This window comes from Actinomadura miaoliensis (assembly GCF_039536785.1).
GTDB classification, from domain to species: Bacteria; Actinomycetota; Actinomycetes; order Streptosporangiales; family Streptosporangiaceae; genus Spirillospora; species Spirillospora miaoliensis.
Genome location: NZ_BAAAZG010000003.1, coordinates 24747 through 41653, shown reverse-complemented (window position 1 = coordinate 41653; position 16907 = coordinate 24747). Strand labels below are relative to the sequence as shown.

General features: G+C 73.9%; 13 protein-coding genes. 4 read left to right on the top strand and 9 right to left on the bottom strand.

Features of this window, described 5'->3' with window-relative positions:
- Positions 1-31 precede the first annotated feature (31 nt).
- Positions 32-946 (bottom strand): 1,4-dihydroxy-2-naphthoyl-CoA synthase, encoded by a 915-nt coding sequence (locus tag ABD811_RS06800; RefSeq protein WP_344942482.1) that lies wholly within the window; start codon positions 944-946, stop codon positions 32-34.
- 112 nt (positions 947-1058) lie between these two features.
- Between ABD811_RS06800 and ABD811_RS06795 the strand changes: the two genes are divergently transcribed.
- The 3 genes from ABD811_RS06795 (at position 1059) to ABD811_RS06785 (ending at position 5235) form a co-directional block, all read left to right on the top strand.
- Positions 1059-2276 carry an AMP-binding protein gene (locus ABD811_RS06795; RefSeq protein ID WP_344942479.1) on the top strand — a complete coding sequence of 406 codons (1218 nt, stop codon included), beginning with the start codon at positions 1059-1061 and terminating at the stop codon, positions 2274-2276.
- Between the two features lie 90 nt (positions 2277-2366).
- Positions 2367-3464: a cation diffusion facilitator family transporter gene (locus ABD811_RS06790; protein ID WP_344942476.1), complete on the top strand. Its 1098-nt coding sequence runs from the start codon at positions 2367-2369 to the stop codon at positions 3462-3464.
- 286 nt (positions 3465-3750) lie between these two features.
- Entirely contained in the window at positions 3751-5235 is a 1485-nt protein-coding gene (locus ABD811_RS06785) for an RNA polymerase sigma factor (protein WP_344942473.1), read from the top strand.
- A 154-nt stretch (positions 5236-5389) separates the two neighbouring features.
- Here ABD811_RS06785 and ABD811_RS06780 read toward each other — a convergent pair whose 3' ends face one another.
- Both ABD811_RS06780 and ABD811_RS06775 read right to left on the bottom strand, forming a co-directional pair.
- Positions 5390-6274 (bottom strand): ABC transporter permease, encoded by an 885-nt coding sequence (locus tag ABD811_RS06780; protein WP_344942470.1) that lies wholly within the window; start codon positions 6272-6274, stop codon positions 5390-5392.
- Between the two features lie 2 nt (positions 6275-6276).
- Entirely contained in the window at positions 6277-7257 is a 981-nt protein-coding gene (locus ABD811_RS06775) for an ABC transporter ATP-binding protein (RefSeq protein ID WP_344942468.1), read from the bottom strand.
- Between the two features lie 97 nt (positions 7258-7354).
- Between ABD811_RS06775 and ABD811_RS06770 the strand changes: the two genes are divergently transcribed.
- Entirely contained in the window at positions 7355-7897 is a 543-nt protein-coding gene (locus ABD811_RS06770; RefSeq protein WP_344942465.1) for a MarR family winged helix-turn-helix transcriptional regulator, read from the top strand.
- Between the two features lie 25 nt (positions 7898-7922).
- On the opposite strand, the gene ABD811_RS06765 is transcribed toward ABD811_RS06770, so the two are convergent.
- The 6 genes from ABD811_RS06765 to ABD811_RS06740 all read right to left on the bottom strand — a co-directional run bounded on the left by ABD811_RS06765 (position 7923) and on the right by ABD811_RS06740 (position 16899).
- Positions 7923-8840 (bottom strand): sirohydrochlorin chelatase, encoded by a 918-nt coding sequence (locus tag ABD811_RS06765; RefSeq protein WP_344942463.1) that lies wholly within the window; start codon positions 8838-8840, stop codon positions 7923-7925.
- Positions 8840-10015, bottom strand: a complete 1176-nt coding sequence (locus tag ABD811_RS06760) for a uroporphyrinogen-III synthase (protein WP_344942459.1) — start codon at positions 10013-10015, stop codon at positions 8840-8842. Before ABD811_RS06760 ends, ABD811_RS06765 begins: the two co-directional genes overlap by 1 nt.
- On the bottom strand, positions 9999-10397 hold the full coding sequence (gene nirD / locus ABD811_RS06755) for a nitrite reductase small subunit NirD (RefSeq protein WP_344942456.1): 399 nt from the start codon (positions 10395-10397) through the stop codon (positions 9999-10001). Before nirD ends, ABD811_RS06760 begins: the two co-directional genes overlap by 17 nt.
- Positions 10394-12922, bottom strand: coding sequence for a nitrite reductase large subunit NirB (gene nirB / locus ABD811_RS06750; protein ID WP_344942453.1), 2529 nt, complete (start codon positions 12920-12922; stop codon positions 10394-10396). The genes nirD and nirB overlap by 4 nt, the downstream gene beginning before the upstream one ends.
- A gap of 309 nt (positions 12923-13231) precedes the next feature.
- Positions 13232-14734 carry an FAD-dependent oxidoreductase gene (locus ABD811_RS06745; RefSeq protein WP_344942450.1) on the bottom strand — a complete coding sequence of 501 codons (1503 nt, stop codon included), beginning with the start codon at positions 14732-14734 and terminating at the stop codon, positions 13232-13234.
- A complete protein-coding gene (locus tag ABD811_RS06740) occupies positions 14731-16899 on the bottom strand; it encodes a molybdopterin oxidoreductase family protein (RefSeq protein ID WP_344942447.1) in 2169 nt (722 codons plus the stop codon). Before ABD811_RS06740 ends, ABD811_RS06745 begins: the two co-directional genes overlap by 4 nt.
- Positions 16900-16907: the final 8 nt, after the last annotated feature.

The following is a 16907-nucleotide window of genomic DNA, read 5'->3' as shown; positions in this document are numbered from 1 at the left end:
GACCCCCTGCCGTGACAAGCTCGAAGAAAACCTAGTAGTACCACGGGAAACGCGACCAATCGGGGTCGCGCTTCTCCAGGAACGAATCGCGGCCCTCCACCGCCTCCTCGGTGCCGTAGGCCAGCCGCGTCGCCTCACCGGCGAACAGCTGCTGCCCCACCAGCCCGTCGTCGACCAGGTTGAAGGCGTACTTGAGCATCCGCTGCGCCGTCGGGCTCTTGCCGTTGACCTTGCGCGCCCACTCCAGCGCCGTCGCCTCCAGCTCGGCGTGCGGCACCACCGCGTTCACCATGCCCATGCGGTGCGCGGCCTCGGCGTCGTAGGTGTCGCCCAGGAAGAAGATCTCCCGGGCGAACTTCTGGCCCACCTGCCGCGCCAGGTACGCCGAACCGAACCCGCCGTCGAAGCTGGCCACGTCCGCGTCGGTCTGCTTGAACCGGGCGTGCTCGCGGCTGGCCAGCGTCATGTCGCACACCACGTGCAGGCTGTGCCCGCCGCCGGCGGCCCAGCCGGGCACCACGCAGATCACCACCTTGGGCATGAACCGGATCAGCCGCTGGCACTCCAGGATGTGCAGCCGCCCCGCCCGCGCCGGATCGATCGTCTCGGCGGTCTCGCCCGCCGCGTACCGGTAGCCGTCGCGGCCGCGGATGCGCTGGTCGCCGCCCGAGCAGAACGCCCACCCGCCGTCACGCGGCGACGGCCCGTTGCCGGTCAGCAGCACGCAGCCCACGTCGCTGGACATGCGCGCGTGGTCCAGCGCCCGGTACAGCTCGTCGACGGTGTGCGGGCGGAACGCGTTGCGCACCTCGGGACGGTTGAACGCGATCCGCACCGTCCCGTGGTCGACGGCCCGGTGGTAGGTGATGTCGGTGAAGTCGAACCCCTCGACCGGCTTCCAGGCGTCGGGGTCGAACAGTTCGGAGACCTTGCCCGCTTGTGGCATGTGCCCTCTTCCTTGATCGGCGTGCGGGGTGCCCTGCGTCCCCAATTCAACCGCTTCGGCCGCCCCCGCCGAATTCGAACGCGTTCAACAGATCGTCTAGGCTGGCCGGGACATGGACAGCACACCCACCGCCTCCGCCGCGCACGCGAGCGAACGCACCGGTGAACGGCGGGTGCACGCCGTCGTGCTGCCCCCCGGCCGGCGGCTGTTCCAGGCGCTGGCCGTCGCGCTGGACGGTACCGGACCGGCCATCTGTCCCCTGTCGCCCGACCTGCCCGCCCCCGCGCTGCGCACGCTGCTGGACGCCCTGGCCCCGCACGCCGTGCACACCGCCGACGGGCTGCGCGCACGCCACGGCGGCATACCGGCGGCCGCCGACACCGCCGTGCTGATCGCCACGTCCGGATCCACCGGCACCCCCAAGATCGTCGAACTGTCCGCGGCGGCGCTGCGGCACTCGGCCGCCGCCACGTTGACCCGCATCGGCGCCCGCCCCGGCGACCGCTGGCTGTGCTGCCTGCCCACCAGCCACATCGCCGGCGTCCAGGTGCTGGTGCGGTCCCTGGTCGCCGGAACCGAACCGGTCATCCTGCCGCGCTTCGACCCGACCGCCTTCGACGCCGCCCTGGCCTCCGGCCGGCCGCTGCACACCGCGATGGTCCCCACCCAGCTGCGGCGCCTGGTCGACGCCGGAACCGACCTGGCCAAGGTCGGCGCCATCGTCCTGGGCGGCGCGCCCGCCTCCCCCGCCCTGCTCGCCCAGGCCCGCCGGCGCGGCGCGCGCGTCCACACCTCCTACGGCATGAGCGAGACCTGCGGCGGATGCGTCTACGACGGCGTCCCCCTGGACGGCGTGCGCGCCGAGGTCGGCGACGACGGCCGCATCCGCCTGGCCGGGCCCGTGCTGTTCACCGGTTACCGGCTGCGTCCCGACCTGACCGCCGCCGCCCGCGACGGCGACTGGTACCTCACCCCCGACCTGGGCGCCCTGGAGCCCGACGGGCGGCTGCGCGTGCGCGGCCGCGCCGACGACGTCATCAACACCGGCGGGGAGAAGGTCGTGGCGGGCGAGGTCGCCGCGCTGCTGGCCCGCCACCCGTCCGTGCGCGACGTGGTCGTGGTGGGCCGTCCCGACCCCGAGTGGGGGGAACGCGTCACCGCCGTCGTCGTGCCCGCCGGCGCCCCGCCCGCCCTGGAGGACCTGCGCGCCTTCGTCCGCACCGCCATGCCCGCCTACGCCGCGCCGCGCGAGCTGCAGCTGGTGGAGGCGATCCCGCTGCTGCCGTCCGGCAAACCCGACCGCCAGGCCCTCCGCCGCCCCGCCCCCTGACGCCTGCGCCGCCCGGCCGCAGGCAGGGCTGAGCCAGGGGCGGGCGGGTATCGGGGCACGGGCGTGACACGCTGGAGGACGGAGGTCCCTATGACGGAGCACCAGACCGAGCAGACGGACCGGCAGGCCGAGCAGCAGACAGAGCAGCAGACGGAGCAGCAGGCCGGGCGGCGGCCGCAGGGGGACGACCAGGGGACGCGGCGCGGCCGGCACCGGGAGAGCATGCTGACGGTACTGCTGGCCCTGGGCGCCAACCTGGGAATCGCCGTCGCCAAGACGGCCGCCGCGCTGATCACCGGCTCGGCGTCCATGGCCGCCGAGGCCGCCCACTCGGTCGCCGACACCTTCAACGAGGTGCTGCTGATGGTGGGGCTGCGCCGCAGCGGCCGCCCCGCCGACCGCCGCCATCCCCTCGGCTACGGCAAGGAACGCTACATCTGGACCCTGCTGGTCGCCGTGGCGATCTTCGGGATGGGCGCGCTGTTCGCGTTCTACCAGGGCGTCCAGACGCTGCTGGGCCACCGCGGCGGCGAGGCCGACCCGCTGGCCGGGTACGCGGTGCTGGCGGTGTCGTTCGTGCTGGAGGCGATCTCCCTGCGGCAGGCGTGGCGGCAGGTGCGCGGCGACGCCCGGGACGAGGGCCTGCCGGTGCGGACCCACATCCGCCGCACCGACGACCCCACGTCCGTCAGCGTGCTGCTGGAGGACTCGGCCGCCCTGGCGGGCCTGACGCTGGCGTTCGCCGGGCTCGGCCTGCACCAGCTCACCGGGTCGGCCGCCTGGGACGGCGTCGGCTCCATCCTGATCGGCGTGCTGCTGACCGCCGTGGCGCTGGTGCTCGGCCGCATCAACCTCAACCTGCTCGTCGGCAACCAGGCCGACCCGCGGCTGGTGCGGGACGTGCGGGCGCACCTGGGCCGGGCCCCCGAGATCGAATGGGTCGTCGACATCGTCACCATGACCTTCGGCGCCGACCGCGTCCTGGTGTGCGCGCGGCTGGACTTCCGCGACGCCCTCACCTCCGCCGACGTCGAACGCGCCTGCGTGCGCATGGCCCAGGAGCTGCGGGAGCGGCACGAGGAGATCGACGAGGTGTTCCTGGAACCGGTGCCCCGCGACGACCCCGAGCTGCGGCACCGGGTCATCGCCCGCTACGGGCGGGTCGCCCCGCCGCCGTCGTCGTCCTGACCGTGTGTTCAGAACCACCTTGCACGATGGTGAGAGGAGTATCACAACCAGGCGTCTTTACGTAGTAAGGTAAGGTTGGCGGCGGGGAGATCGTCGCGTGCGGCACGTCGCCTGCCTGGGCGTCCGCGGCCCTCACCGCACCGGGGTCCGCGGCCGCCGTGGGACGCTGGATGTGGGCCGCCGGGAACAGACGGCGTCCCCCCGGCGTTTGGGATTAGTGCGCGCGTCGAAGCCGCAAGTGCGCCTCCGCGTCGCACCACACCACCGAAGGGAGGGGGGTGTCCCCATGCCACGAACCGCAGCAGAGACCCCGCTCGCGGAGTCGTCGAGCCCCGCGCTCGACGACCTGATCGAGCGTGGTCGTGCCCACGGGCGCCTCTCACTCGACGAGGTGCGCAACGCCTTCGAGGCGGCGGGCATCAGCCCCGCACAGGGCCGCTCGATCCTGCGTGAGCTGTCCGAGGCGGGCATCGGCCTGGCCACCGAGGACGAGGGTTCCGGCAGGGCCCGCGCCCGCGCCCCGCGCGCCCGCCGAGGCGACGCGCCGCCGGCCCACACCGCGGGCACCGCGCACGCCGCCCCCGGCGACGGCACCGCCGACGAAAGCACCGACAAGACCGGCGAGACGGCGGTCGGCGCGACCGGCGGCAAGAGCGCCAGGAGCGTCAAGGCGAGCACCAAGACCAAGACCGCCAGGACGGGCCGCAGGCGCACCGCCGCCACGGCCCCCGCCTCCGACGACACGCCGGCCGCCGGGCCCGACACCGCCGCCACCGCCGGCGACACCGACGACGACGAGGCGTTCGAGGTCACCGAGGTCGAGGTGGAGGACACCTCCGCCGACCTGGACGACCAGTCGACCACCATGGGCGACTCGGTGCACACCTACCTCAAGGCGATCGGACGGCGCCAGCTGCTGACCGCCGAGCAGGAGGTGGAGCTGGCCAAGCGCATCGAGGCCGGGCTGTACGCCGAGCACAAGCTGACCCACGAGACCATCGACGACCCGCAGCTGCGCGCCGACCTGGAGTGGGTCGCCGCCGACGGGCAGCGCGCCAAGGCGCACATGCTGGAGGCCAACCTGCGGCTGGTGGTCTCGGTCGCCAAGAAGTACTCCGACCGCGGGCTGTCGCTGCTGGACGTGGTGCAGGAGGGCAACCTCGGCCTGATCCGCGCCGTGGAGAAGTTCGACTACACCAAGGGCTACAAGTTCTCCACCTACGCCATGTGGTGGATCCGGCAGGCCATCCAGCGCGGCTTCGCCGACTCGGCCCGCACCATCCGCCTGCCGGTGCACGTGCTGGAGATGCTCAGCAAGCTCAGCCGCGTCGAACGCGACATGCACCAGCGCCTCGGCCGCGAGCCCACCCCCGAGGAACTGGCCGTCGAGCTGGACAAGAGCCCCGAGCAGGTGCTGGAGCTGCTGCGCACCAGCCGCCAGCCGATCAGCCTGGACTCCACCATCGGCGAGGACGGCGAGACCCGCATCGGCGACCTGATCGAGGACGTCGACACCCCCGAGGCGTCCGAGCTGGTCGACCGGCAGCTCATGGCCGACCAGCTGCGCCGCACCCTGGACGTGCTGTCCCCCCGCGAAGCCAAGATCATGGCGATGCGGTTCGGGCTGTACGACGGAACGCCGCGCACCCTGGACGAGATCGGCAAGGCGCTCGGCCTGACCCGCGAGCGGATCCGCCAGCTGGAGAAGGAGTCGCTGTCCAAGCTGCGGCACCCCAGCAACGCCTACCCGCTGCTCGACTTCGCCGTCTGAGCCGCCGCCCCTCTCCCCCATCGGCACGCCCCCGCGGCACGACAGGGCCCGCCGGATCCCACGATCCGGCGGGCCCTTCGCCGTCCACGGCCACCCGCCCCGCCACCGGGACCGCGCAGGCCCCGCCGCCGGTCAGTCACCGGTCAGTCGCGGGTCAGTCGCCGCGGCGGAACTGCGCGATCGCCCCGGCCAGCATCACGAACCCGATCAGCACGACCAGCACGACCTCCAGCCACACCGGCACCAGCCACCCGTTCCAGGTGACCCCCGGGTTGAACACCCGCTGCAGCTCGGGCGATACGTCCATGTGCGAGAACACCGCCTGCCGCAGCGGGTCCACCGCGTAGGTCAGCGGGTTGAACCGGGTCAGCACGCTCAGCCACGCCGGCAGCCCGCCCAGCGGGTACAGCGCGCCCGACAGGAACATCATCGGCATCATGCCCATCTGCATGATCCCAAAGAACGACTGCATGTTGGTGATCCGCGCCGCCAGCAGCACCCCGAACCCCGTCAGCGCGAACGCCGTCAGGAACATCAGCGCCAGCAGCTCGGCGAGCAGGACCGGGTCGTAGGGCACCCCCGCCAGCCCGGCCAGCGCCAGGATCAGCACGCCCTGCCCGGTGGCGACCACGGCGCCGCCCAGGCACTTGCCGACCACGATCGCGGCGCGGCTGACCGGCGCCACCAGCATCTCCCGGAGGAACCCGAACTCGCGGTCCCACACGATCGACCCGGCCGAGAACAGCGCGGTGAACATCACCGACATCGCGCACACGCCGGGGAAGATGAACGTCCTCAGATCCACGTCCCCGGCCGGGCCCTGCCCCACGGCCATCAGGTTGGACAGGCCGGTGCCCATCACCAGCAGCCACAGCACCGGCTGCATCAGGTTCGCCACCATCCGCATCCGGTCCCGCCAGAACCGGATCAGCTCCCGGTGCAGGACGATCTTCACCGCCCGCAGGTCGTGCCGCACGCTGCGTTCGGGCACCCGCACCCGCACCACCTGCGGCGCCGTCGTGGCGTCCGTCGCGTCCATCGTCACCGCCTTCCCCGCGCGACCATGCGCATCCAGTCGGTACTGGACGCCTCGGCGTCACGGATCGTCTTGCCGGTGAACGACATGAACACATCGTCCAGCGACGGCCGCGACACGCTCACCGAACGGATCGCCACCCCCAGCCCCTCGAACAGCTTCGGCACGAACGCCTCCCCCGCCGCCACCGCGAACGTCACCGCGCCCTCGGCCATCGTGGCCTCCACGCCGAACCGCTCCGTCAGCGCCGCGATCGCCGCCTCGTCGTCGTCGGTGCGTATCTGCACCCGGTCCTTGCCCACCCCCGCCTTCAGCGCCTCGGGGGTGTCCAGCGCCACGATCCGCCCCGCGTCCATGATCGCGATGCGGTCGCAGTACTCGGCCTCGTCCATGTAGTGGGTCGTCATGAAGATCGTGATCTGCTCGGTGTCGCGCAGCCGGCGGATGTACTCCCAGATCGACGAGCGGGTCTGCGGGTCCAGACCGACGGTCGGCTCGTCCAGGAACAGCACCCGCGGCGAGTGCAGCAGCCCCCGGGCGATCTCCAGGCGGCGCTTCATCCCGCCCGAGTAGGTCTGCACCAGGTCACCGCGCCGGTCCCACAGCCCCACCATCTCCAGCACCTGCCGCATCCGCTCGCGCGCCGCCGTCCGCGGCACCCCGTACAGCTCGGCGTGGAAGCGCAGGTTCTGCTCACCGCTGAGATAGCCGTCCAGGGTCGGGTCCTGGAACACCAGGCCGATGTTGCGGCGCACCTGGTCGCGCTCGGTCACCACGTCGTGCCCGGCCACCCGCGCGGTGCCGGCGCTGGGCCGCAGCAGCGTGCACAGCATGTTGATCGTGGTGGACTTGCCGGCGCCGTTCGGGCCCAGGAACCCGAAGATCTCGCCGGGCCGGACGGTGAACTCGATCCCCCGTACGGCCTCGACGTCACCGAACCGCTTGACCAGGCCGTCCACCTCGACGGCCGGTTCCCCGCTCGGCATGCGGGCCTCCCTTGACTGATTCACTTGGCCTGCCCAACAGTAGGAATGCCCTATCGTGTCGTCAAGCGAGATATCAGACCTGCCGGAGGAGACCGCTGTGGCGCACCCAGGACCAGCGGAGCGACCGGACTGCGCGCACCCCGGCCCCGCGCCGCACGAGCCGCTGCTGCGCGCCCCCACCTACCTGGTCGCCGAGCTGACGAAACTGATCCGCCGCGAGTCGGCCGGCGCCCTGCCCTGCGCCGACGCCGCCGGACGCATGCGCGGCCCGGCCGTGCTGGTGCTGGCGTGCGTGGCCGCCGAAGGGCCGATGTCACAGCGGCAGGTCAGCGAACGCCTGCGCATGGACCCCGCCGACGTGGTCAGCCTCGTCGACGTGCTGGAGGAACGCGGCTACGTCGAACGCCACCGCGACCCCGCCGACCGGCGCCGCTACCGGCTGGACGTCACCGAGGACGGACGGCTGTTCCTCGCCCGCCGCCGCGAGGCCGGCCTGCGCCTCAACCAGCGGCTGTTCGCGCCGCTGACGCCCGAGGAGATGGAGCAGTTCACCGACATGATCGTGCGGGTGCTCGCCCACCACGACCCCCGCTTCACCGAACACGGCCCGTCCGAAACCGGCCCCGAGGACGCCGCCTGACGGCCCGCGGCGCCCGGACCGGGGTTCAGGCGACGGGCACGGCGCCGCACAGACGCAGCCGGGCCTCGTCGTAACGGCGCAGCACCAGCCGCGCCACGGCGTCGTGCGCGCCGATCGGCGCCGACACCCGGTCGGCGCCCGAGGCCGCCATCCGGTCGTGGAAGAACCCCGGCGCCAGCAGGTAGGACGCCACCGTCACCCGAGCGGCGCCCCGGGCGCGCCGCTCGGCCACCACCTCGGCCAGCGCCGGGCCGCCCGCCGCGACGAACCCGTAGGGCACCGGCCGCCGCAGCCGCCGCGCCAGCAGGCGGGCCGCCACCCGCACGTCGCTCACCCCCGCCGGGTCGGACGAACCCGCCGCGCCCAGCACCACCGCGTCCCCGCGTCCCGGCGCCGCCGCCGCGACCAGCCGTTCCGCCAGCGCCGCGGCGAGCATGCCGTGCGGGCCCAGCGGACGCGCCATCACCGCCTGCGGGCAGACCCGCTTCACCCGCCCGGGAATGTCGATCAGCGCGTGGTAGCCGCGCGCCAGCATCAGCGGCACCACCACGACCGGGCCGCGCAGCGGACGCGCCGCGTCCTCCAGCGTCGGCGCGGCGATCTCGGCGTAGCCCTCGGCGACCGGCAGCCACGGCCGCAGCGCCCGCACCCGCTCCAGCAGCGCCCGCACCGTCCGCGGACCCGCCGGGTCACGGGTGCCGTGCGCCACCGCCAGCAGCGTCGGCACTCCGCCCTCCCCCGACGCGTCCCGCCCCACCGTGCAGGCGTCCCGCCCCAACGCGCCGTCCGCCAACGCGCCCTCCCCCATCGCGCCCTCCCCCATCGCGCCCTCCCCCATCGCGCCCTCCCCCATCGCGCCCGTGCGCATCCCGCCCGTGCGCATCCCGCCCGTGCGCATCCCGCCCGTGCGCATCCCGCCCGTGCGCATCCCGCCCGTGCGCATCAGCCGCTCAGCTCCACCCGGACCGGGTCGCACGCCAGCCGATAGCCGCGCTTGACCACCGTCTCCACGATGCCCGACCGGCCCAGGCCGCGCCGCAGCCGCGCCACGGCCATCTCCACCGCGTGCTCGTCGGCCTGCGGACGCGCGTCCCGCCCGCCCGCCGACGTGCCCACCACCAGCCGGCCCGGCAGCACCCCGCACAGCTCGGCCCGCGACACCACGTGCCCGGGACGCCGCGCCAGCGCCCGCAGGATCGCCATCGGCGCCGGCGCGATCGGGCGCAACTGCCCGTCCAGCACCACCGCGTGCCCCCGCAGCTCCAGCGAGAACCCCCGCACCTGCACGCGCCGCGCCCGCCGCTCCGGCAGGTCCGACACCAGCGCCCGCACCAGCGCCCCGATGCGGGCGCGTTCGGGCTGCACCGTCGGCACGCCCCGCTCGGTGAGCTGCTGCGCGGTCACCGGCCCCACGCACGCCGCCACCACGTTGGCACGCAACGCCTCCAGCAGCGGCTCCTCCAGCCCGTCCTCGGCCGCCACCGCCAGCGTCGCCGCCACCGCCGGCGCGCTGGTGAACGTGATCGCGTCCACCGTGCCCGCCACCGCCTGCCCCACCAGCCGCCGCAGCGGCGTCGGGTCGTCGGTGCGCGACCACCGGTACACCGGGATCTCGACCACCTCGGCCCCGGCGGCGCGCAGCGCCGCGGCGAACTCCGGCAGCTCCTCCCCGTACAGCTGCACCGCCACCCGCCTGCCCGCCAGGTCCTTGCGCAGCAGGTACTTCAGCACCTCCGCGCAGCTCTCCGACTCCGGCGACCAGGTCTCCTGCAGCCCCGCCGAGCGGATCGCGCCGCGCGCCTTGGGCCCCCGTGCCAGGATCTCCACGCTCGCCAGCCGCTCGATGAGCGCGTCACGCATACCCCACCCGTCGGCGGCCTCCAGCCACGCCCGGAACCCGATCCCGGTGGTGACCACGGCGTGGTGAACCGGCGCCTGGATGCACTCGTCGGTCGCCTCCAGCAGCCGCGTGTCGTCCGACAGCGGGATCAGGCGGATCGCCGGGGCGTGCACCACGCGCGCGCCGCGCCGCTCCAGCAGCGTGGCCAGCTCCTCGTGGCGCCGCGCGGCCGTCACCCCGACGGCGAATCCCGCCAGCGGCTCACTGTCGGTCTTCATGAGTCAGGGCCACCTCCACGCGGCCGGTCGCCGGGTCCCGGCGGATCGGGAAGGTGGGCAGCGCCACCTGCGGGTCGTCCAGGCACGCGCCGGTGCGCAGGTCGAAGACCTCCTTGTACATCGGCGACGCCACCGTCGGCACGCCGCCGCGGGTGCCGAGGATGCCGCGGGAGATCACGTGCGCGCCGGAGAAGGGATCCAGGTTGGACAGCGCGTACAGCTCCCCGCCGAACGTGCGGAAGATCGCCACCTGGACGCCCTGCACGAGCGCGCACACGCCGCGTTCGGGGATCAGGTCGTCGTAGGAGCACACCGGGTGCCAGCGCCCGCCGCCGTCGCGGGGCGCGGGCCCGGTGGGGCGAAGGTCGGTCGTCGTGGTCATCGGCTCGCCACCTCCAGTCGCGGACCGGTCACCAGGACCGGCTTGATCTGCTCGCGTTCGGACTCGAACACGATGCTCGGGTCGGGCACGTCGGGCGCGTTGACGAAGGACACGAACCGGCTGAGCCTGTCCGGATCCTCCAGCGTGTCGCGCCACTCGTCGGAGTAGGACCCCACGTGCCGGTCCATCGCCGCCTCCAGCTCGGCGCAGATGCCCAGCCGGTCGTCGACGATCACCTCGCGCAGGTAGTCCAGGCCGCCGTCCAGCGACTCCAGCCAGGTCGCGGTGCGCTGCAGCCGGTCGGCCGTACGGATGTAGAACATCAGGAACCGGTCGATCAGCCGGACCAGGCCCTCGTCGTCCAGGTCGGTGGCCAGCAGGTCGGCGTGCCGGGGCCGCATCCCGCCGTTGCCGCACACGTACAGGTTCCAGCCCTTGTCGGTGGCGATCACCCCGAAGTCCTTGCCCTGCGCCTCGGCGCACTCGCGCGAGCAGCCCGACACCGCGGACTTGAGCTTGTGCGGGGCGCGCAGCCCCCGGTAGCGCAGCTCCAGCCGGATCGCCATGCCGACCGAGTCCTGAACCCCGTAGCGGCACCAGGTCGACCCGACGCACGACTTGACGGTGCGCAGCGCCTTGCCGTAGGCGTGCCCGGACTCGAACCCCGCGTCGACCAGCCGCTTCCAGATCCGCGGCAGCTGCTCCACCCGGGCGCCGAACAGGTCGATCCGCTGCCCGCCGGTGATCTTGGTGTAGAGGCCGAAGTCGCGGGCGACCTCGCCGATGACGATGAGCTTCTCGGGAGTGATCTCCCCGCCGGGGATCCGCGGGACCACCGAGTAGGTGCCGTTCTTCTGCAGGTTGGCCAGGAAGTGGTCGTTGGTGTCCTGCAGCGCGGCCTGCTCGCCGTCCAGGATGTGCCCGTTACCGAGGCTGGCCAGGATGGAGGCCACCACCGGCTTGCAGATGTCGCAGCCGCGGCCCCGGCCGTGCTCGGCGATCAGCTCGGTGAACGTGGTGATGCCGCGCACCCGCACGATGTCGAACAGCTCGGCGCGGCTGTAGTCGAAGTGCTCGCACAGCGCCCTGCTGACCTCGATGCCCGCGGCGGTCAGCTCGGCGTCCAGGATCTTCTTGACCAGCGGGACGCAGCTGCCGCAGGTCGCCCCGGCCCTGGTGCAGCTCTTGACCGCGCCCAGGTCGGTCAGGTTCTCCTCGCGGATCGCGCAGCGGATCGCGTCGGCGGTGACGTTGTTGCAGTTGCAGATCTGCGTGCCGCCCGGCAGGTCGCCGCCCGCCGCCTCGGTGCCGCCGAACAGCGCCTGCTCGGGCGAGCCGGGCAGCTCGGCGCCGACGTAGGCGCGCAGCGTCGGGTAGGCCGACGCGTCGCCGACCAGCACCCCGCCGATCAGCGTGCGGGCGTCGTCGCTGACGATCAGCTTCTTGTAGACCCCGGCGACCGGGTCGGTGTATGTGACGTCCAGGGCGCCCTGGTCGGGGCCGGCGAACGGGTCGCCGAAGCTGGCCACGTCCACGCCCATCAGCTTGAGCTTGGTGGACAGGTCGGCGCCCTCGAACCGGGCGCGGCCGTCCTGCCGCGACACGGCCGCCAGCAGCTGGTCGGCGACCACCTCGGCCATGCTGAAGCACGGCGCGACCAGCCCGTACACCTGCCCGTTCACCAGCGCGCACTCGCCGACCGCCCAGATCGCCGGGTCCTCGGTGCGGCAGGTGTCGTCGACGACGATGCCGCCGCGTTCGCCGACCGGCAGGCCGCAGCCGCGGGCCAGCTCGTCGCGCGGGCGGATGCCGGCGGAGAACACCACCACCCCGGCGTCGACGGACGCGCCGCCGGCCAGCGCGACCCGCGCAACCCCGCCGTCCTCGCCCGCCTCCAGGCCCGCCATCGGGGTCCCGGCGTGCACGGTCATGCCGAGCGCCTCGATGTGGCGGCGCAGCATCGCCCCGCCGCCCTCGTCGAGCTGGCGCGGCATCAGCCACGGCGCCACCTCGACCACGTGCGTGTCGACGCCCAGGCCCTGCAGCGCGCGGGCGGCCTCCAGGCCGAGCAACCCGCCGCCGACGACGACGCCTCCAGCCCCAGGCCTTGACGTTGTAAGGTCGCGGCAGTGGGCGCGGATGGCGTCCAGGTCGTCGATGGTGCGGTAGACGAAGACGCCCGGCAGGTCGCGGCCCGGCACGGGCGGCACGAACGGCGTCGACCCGGTGGCCAGCACCAGCGCGTCGTAGCCGACCACCCGTCCCGAGGCGGTGCGCACGGTGCGCTCCCCCCGGTCGATGGCGACGACCGGGTCGCCGGTCAGCAGCGTCACGCCCTCGTCGTGGGCGGGGTAGGACAGGTCGGCGTCCTCGGTCAGGTAGGAGGTCAGCGCGACCCGATCGTAGGCGGGCCGGGTCTCCTCACCGATCACCGTGACCCGCCAGGCGCCCGCGCCGTCGCGCTCGCGCAGCGCCTCGACCAGCCGGTGCCCGGTGGGCCCGTGCCCGACGACGACCAACCTCATGTGCCCGTCTCCTCCTGCGTCGGTCATGCTGAGATCCTCAGCAGGGGTCGTTTCGCGGTTGCGTCCCGTTTGTCACCGGCGTGTTAAAAGACGCTCACGCCGAAATCGAATCGTGGTCATCCCGCAATGGACGGCGGAAGAATTCCCGTCGATGTTCCGAAAAGCGTGAAACCCCGCCGTCGTGACGGCGGGGTTTCGTTGCGCCTGTGTCTCCCCGCGCTCATCGCACGGCGGGTACGGCACGGGCGAGTACGGCCCGGGCGGCGGGCGCGGGGCGCGTGCGGGGCTCACACGCGGCTCATACGGGGCTCACCCGACGGGCACCGAGTCCTGCTCGTCCAGCCACGCCACGATGCCCTCCAGGGCGTCCCGGCACCCGCCGCAGCCGGTGCTCGCGCGGGTCTCCCGGGCGACCTCGTCGGCGGTACGTGCCCCTTTCTCCCAGCAGGCCCGGATTTGTCCTTTGGAGACGTTGTTGCAGTGGCACACCGTCGCCGCGTCCGGCATCCGCACCGGCGAATCGGCGGCCTGCACGCCGCCCATCCCGGGGAAGAACAGGCTCAGCCGATCCGACGGCAGCGGCGCGGAACGGTCGTACAACTGCGTCAGCGTCCCGGCGGTGCTGGTCTCCCCCAGCAGGATCGCGCCGACCAGACGGTCCCGCCGGATCGCGACCTTCTTGTAGGTGCCGCGGCTGGCGTCGGCGAACCGCATCACCTCCACCTCGGGATCGTCGTCGCCGAAGTGCGTCTCCCCCATCGCCACCAGGTCGACGCTGGCGGCCTTCAGCCGGGTGATCTGCCGCGCCCCGGTGAACCGCGCCCCGGCGTCGGCGCCGGTCAGCAGGTCGGCCAGCACCGTCGCCTGCTCCCACGCCGGCGCGACCAGCCCGTACACGGTGTCGCCGTACTGCGAGCACTCCCCGATGGCCCGCACGTGCGGGTCGCTCAACGACCGCAGCGTCTCGTCCACCAGGATGCCCCGGTCCACCTTCAGCCCGGCCTCCCGCGCCAGCCCCACCTCGGGCCGCACCCCGCAGGCCATCACCACCACGTCGGCGGGCAGCCGCTCGCCCGACTCCAGCTCCACCGCGTTCACGCGCCTGTCGCCGTCGGTGGCCAGCGCCCCGGCGCTGGTGCCCAGCACGGTGCGGATGCCCAGGCGGCCCAGCGTCCGCGCCAGCACACTGCCCGCGCCCTGGTCCAGCTGGCGTTCCATCAGATGACCGGCCAGGTGCACGACCGTCACCGCAAGGCCCCGCCCGGCCAGCCCGCGCGCCGCCTCGATGCCCAGCAGCCCGCCGCCGACGACCACCGCGTGCCGCGCCCCGTCGGCCGCGTCCAGGATCCGCCGGCAGTCCGCCAGCGTGCGGAACGCCACCACCCCGCCGGGCAGCCCGTCCTCGGTGCCGGGGATCGGCGGCACGAACGACGTGCTCCCCGTCGCGATCACCAGCGTGTCGTACGGGGTGACGCTGCCGTCGGAGGCGTGCACGCGCCTGGCGTCCCGGTCGACGCGCACCACCTCCACGCCCAGGCGGGCGTCGACGTCGTTGGCGTCGTACCAGGCCGGGTCCACCAGGCCGATCTGCTCGGGCCCGGTCACCCCGGCCAGCACGTTGGACAGCAGCACCCGGTTGTAGGGCTGCTGCGGCTCGGCGCCGAACACCGTCAGCGCCACCCGCCGGTCGCGCGCCCGGATCTCGCTGACCAGCCGCGATCCGGCCATGCCGTTGCCGACGACCACGATGCCCGCCGGCGTCCCGCGCCGGCCCGTCGCGCGCGCGCCGCTGTCTGTGGAGGATCGGCTCATCTGCTCGCTCCGCTCGGTTCCCGGGCCGCGCCCGGTTCGTCGATCTGGCTCGCCCGCGGTGCGGCCACCGGTTCCAGCCGCACCGCGCACACCTTGAACTCCGGCATCCGCGACACGGGGTCCAGCGCCGGGTTGGTCAGCAGGTTGGCCCGCCCCTCCCCCGCCCAGTGGAACGGCATGAACACCGTGTCGTGCCGGATCGCGTCGGTCAGCCGGGCCCGCACCGTCGCGGTGCCGCGCCTGCTGGCCACCCGCACGTCCGCGCCGTCGTCGATGCCCAGCCGCTCGGCCAGGTCCGGATGCATCTCCACGAACGCCTCGGGCGCCGCGTCGGTCAGCGGCCGCACCCGCCGGGTCTGCGCGCCGCTCTGGTACTGCGCCAGCACCCGGCCCGTGGTCAGGTAGACGGGGTAGTCGGCGTCGACGTCCTCTACCGCCCCGCTGTGCTCCACGGGGGTGAACCGGGCCCGCCCGTCGGGCGTGGCGAACCGGTCGAGGAAGGGACGCGGCGTGCCCGGGTGCTCCGGCGACGGGCACGGCCAGAACACCCCGCCCTCCCGCTCGATGCGCTCGTAGGTGATGCCCGAGTAGTCGGCCAGGCCGCCCGCGCTGGCGGCGCGCAGCTCGTCGAACACCTCGGCGGGCTCGGCGCTCCACACGCCCGGCGCGTCCAGCCGCCCGGCCAGCGCCGCGATGATCTCCAGGTCGGTGCGCACCCCGTCCGGCGGCGGCACGGCCCGGCGGCGGCGCAGCACCCGGCCCTCCAGGTTGGTCATCGTGCCCGACTCCTCGGCCCACTGCGCCGTGGGCAGCACCACATCGGCGCGGGCCGCGGTCTCCGACAGCACGAAGTCGGCCGCGACCAGGAACTCCAGCGCGTCCAGCCGCTCCTCCACCGCCGCCGCGCGCGGCGCCGACACCACCGGGTTGGACCCGAACAGCAGCAGCATCCTCGGCCCGCCCGCGGTGCCCAGCGCCGACAGCAGCTCGTAGGCCGACCGTCCCGGCCCCGGCAGCACCGCCGGGTCCACGCCCCAGACCGCGGCCACGTGCGCGCGGGCCGCCGGGTCGTCGATCTTGCGGTAGCCGGGCAGCTGGTCGGCCTTCTGGCCGTGCTCGCGTCCGCCCTGCCCGTTGCCCTGCCCGGTCAGGCACCCGTACCCCGAGCCTTCGCGGCCGGGCAGGCCCAGCGCCAGCGCCAGGTTGATCAACGCGGTCACCATGTCCACGCCGCGCGCGTGCTGCTCGGCCCCGCGCGCCGTCAGAACGTAGGACCGCCGCCCGCGCGCCAGCAGCCGCACCGCCTCGCGCATGTGCGGCACGGGCACGCCGGTGATGCGCTCGACGCGGTCGGGCCAGTAGGAGTTCACGACCGTGCGCACCGCCGCGAACCCGTTGGTGCGCGCCGCGACGTACTCCTCGTCCACCAGGCCCTCGGTGAGCGCCAGGTGCAGCATGCCGTTGGCCAGCGCCAGGTCGGTGCCGGGCGTGGGCTGCAGGTGCAGGTCGGCCTGCCGGGCGGTGGCGGTGCGCCGCGGGTCGACCACGACGAACGCGCCGCCCGCCCGCTGCATCGCGGTGACGTGCCGCATGAACGGCGGCATCGTCTCGGCCACGTTGCCGCCCACCAGCAGGATCGCGTCGGCCGCCGCCAGATCGGTGATCGGCCCGGGCAGCCCCCGGTCCATGCCGAACGCCCGGCCCGTCGCGGCCGCCGCCGACGACATGCAGAACCGCCCGTTGTAGTCGATCTGCGATGTGCCGAGCGCGATCCGGGCGAACTTGCCGAGCTGGTAGGCCTTCTCGTTGGTCAGGCCGCCGCCCCCGAACACCGCGACCGCGTCGGGCCCGTGCGCGTCCCGCAGCCGCCGCGCCTCGGCGGCGATCCGGTCCAGGGCCCGGTCCCACGTGCAGGGCTCCAGCGGCGCACCGCGCCGGGCGCGCATCAGCGGCGTGGTCAGCCGGTCCGGCACCGTCAGCACCTCGGCCGACGTCCAGCCCTTCTGGCACAGCCCGCCCTGGTTGGCCGGGACGTCCGCACGTGGCGTCACCCGCAGCGGCGGCCCCGAGCCGGGGCGCACCGCGCCGGCGGGTGCGGGCCCGCCGCCCAGGTTCATGCCGCACTGCAGGGCGCAGTAGGGACAGTGGGTCGGGGTGTCGGTCATGTTTCCGA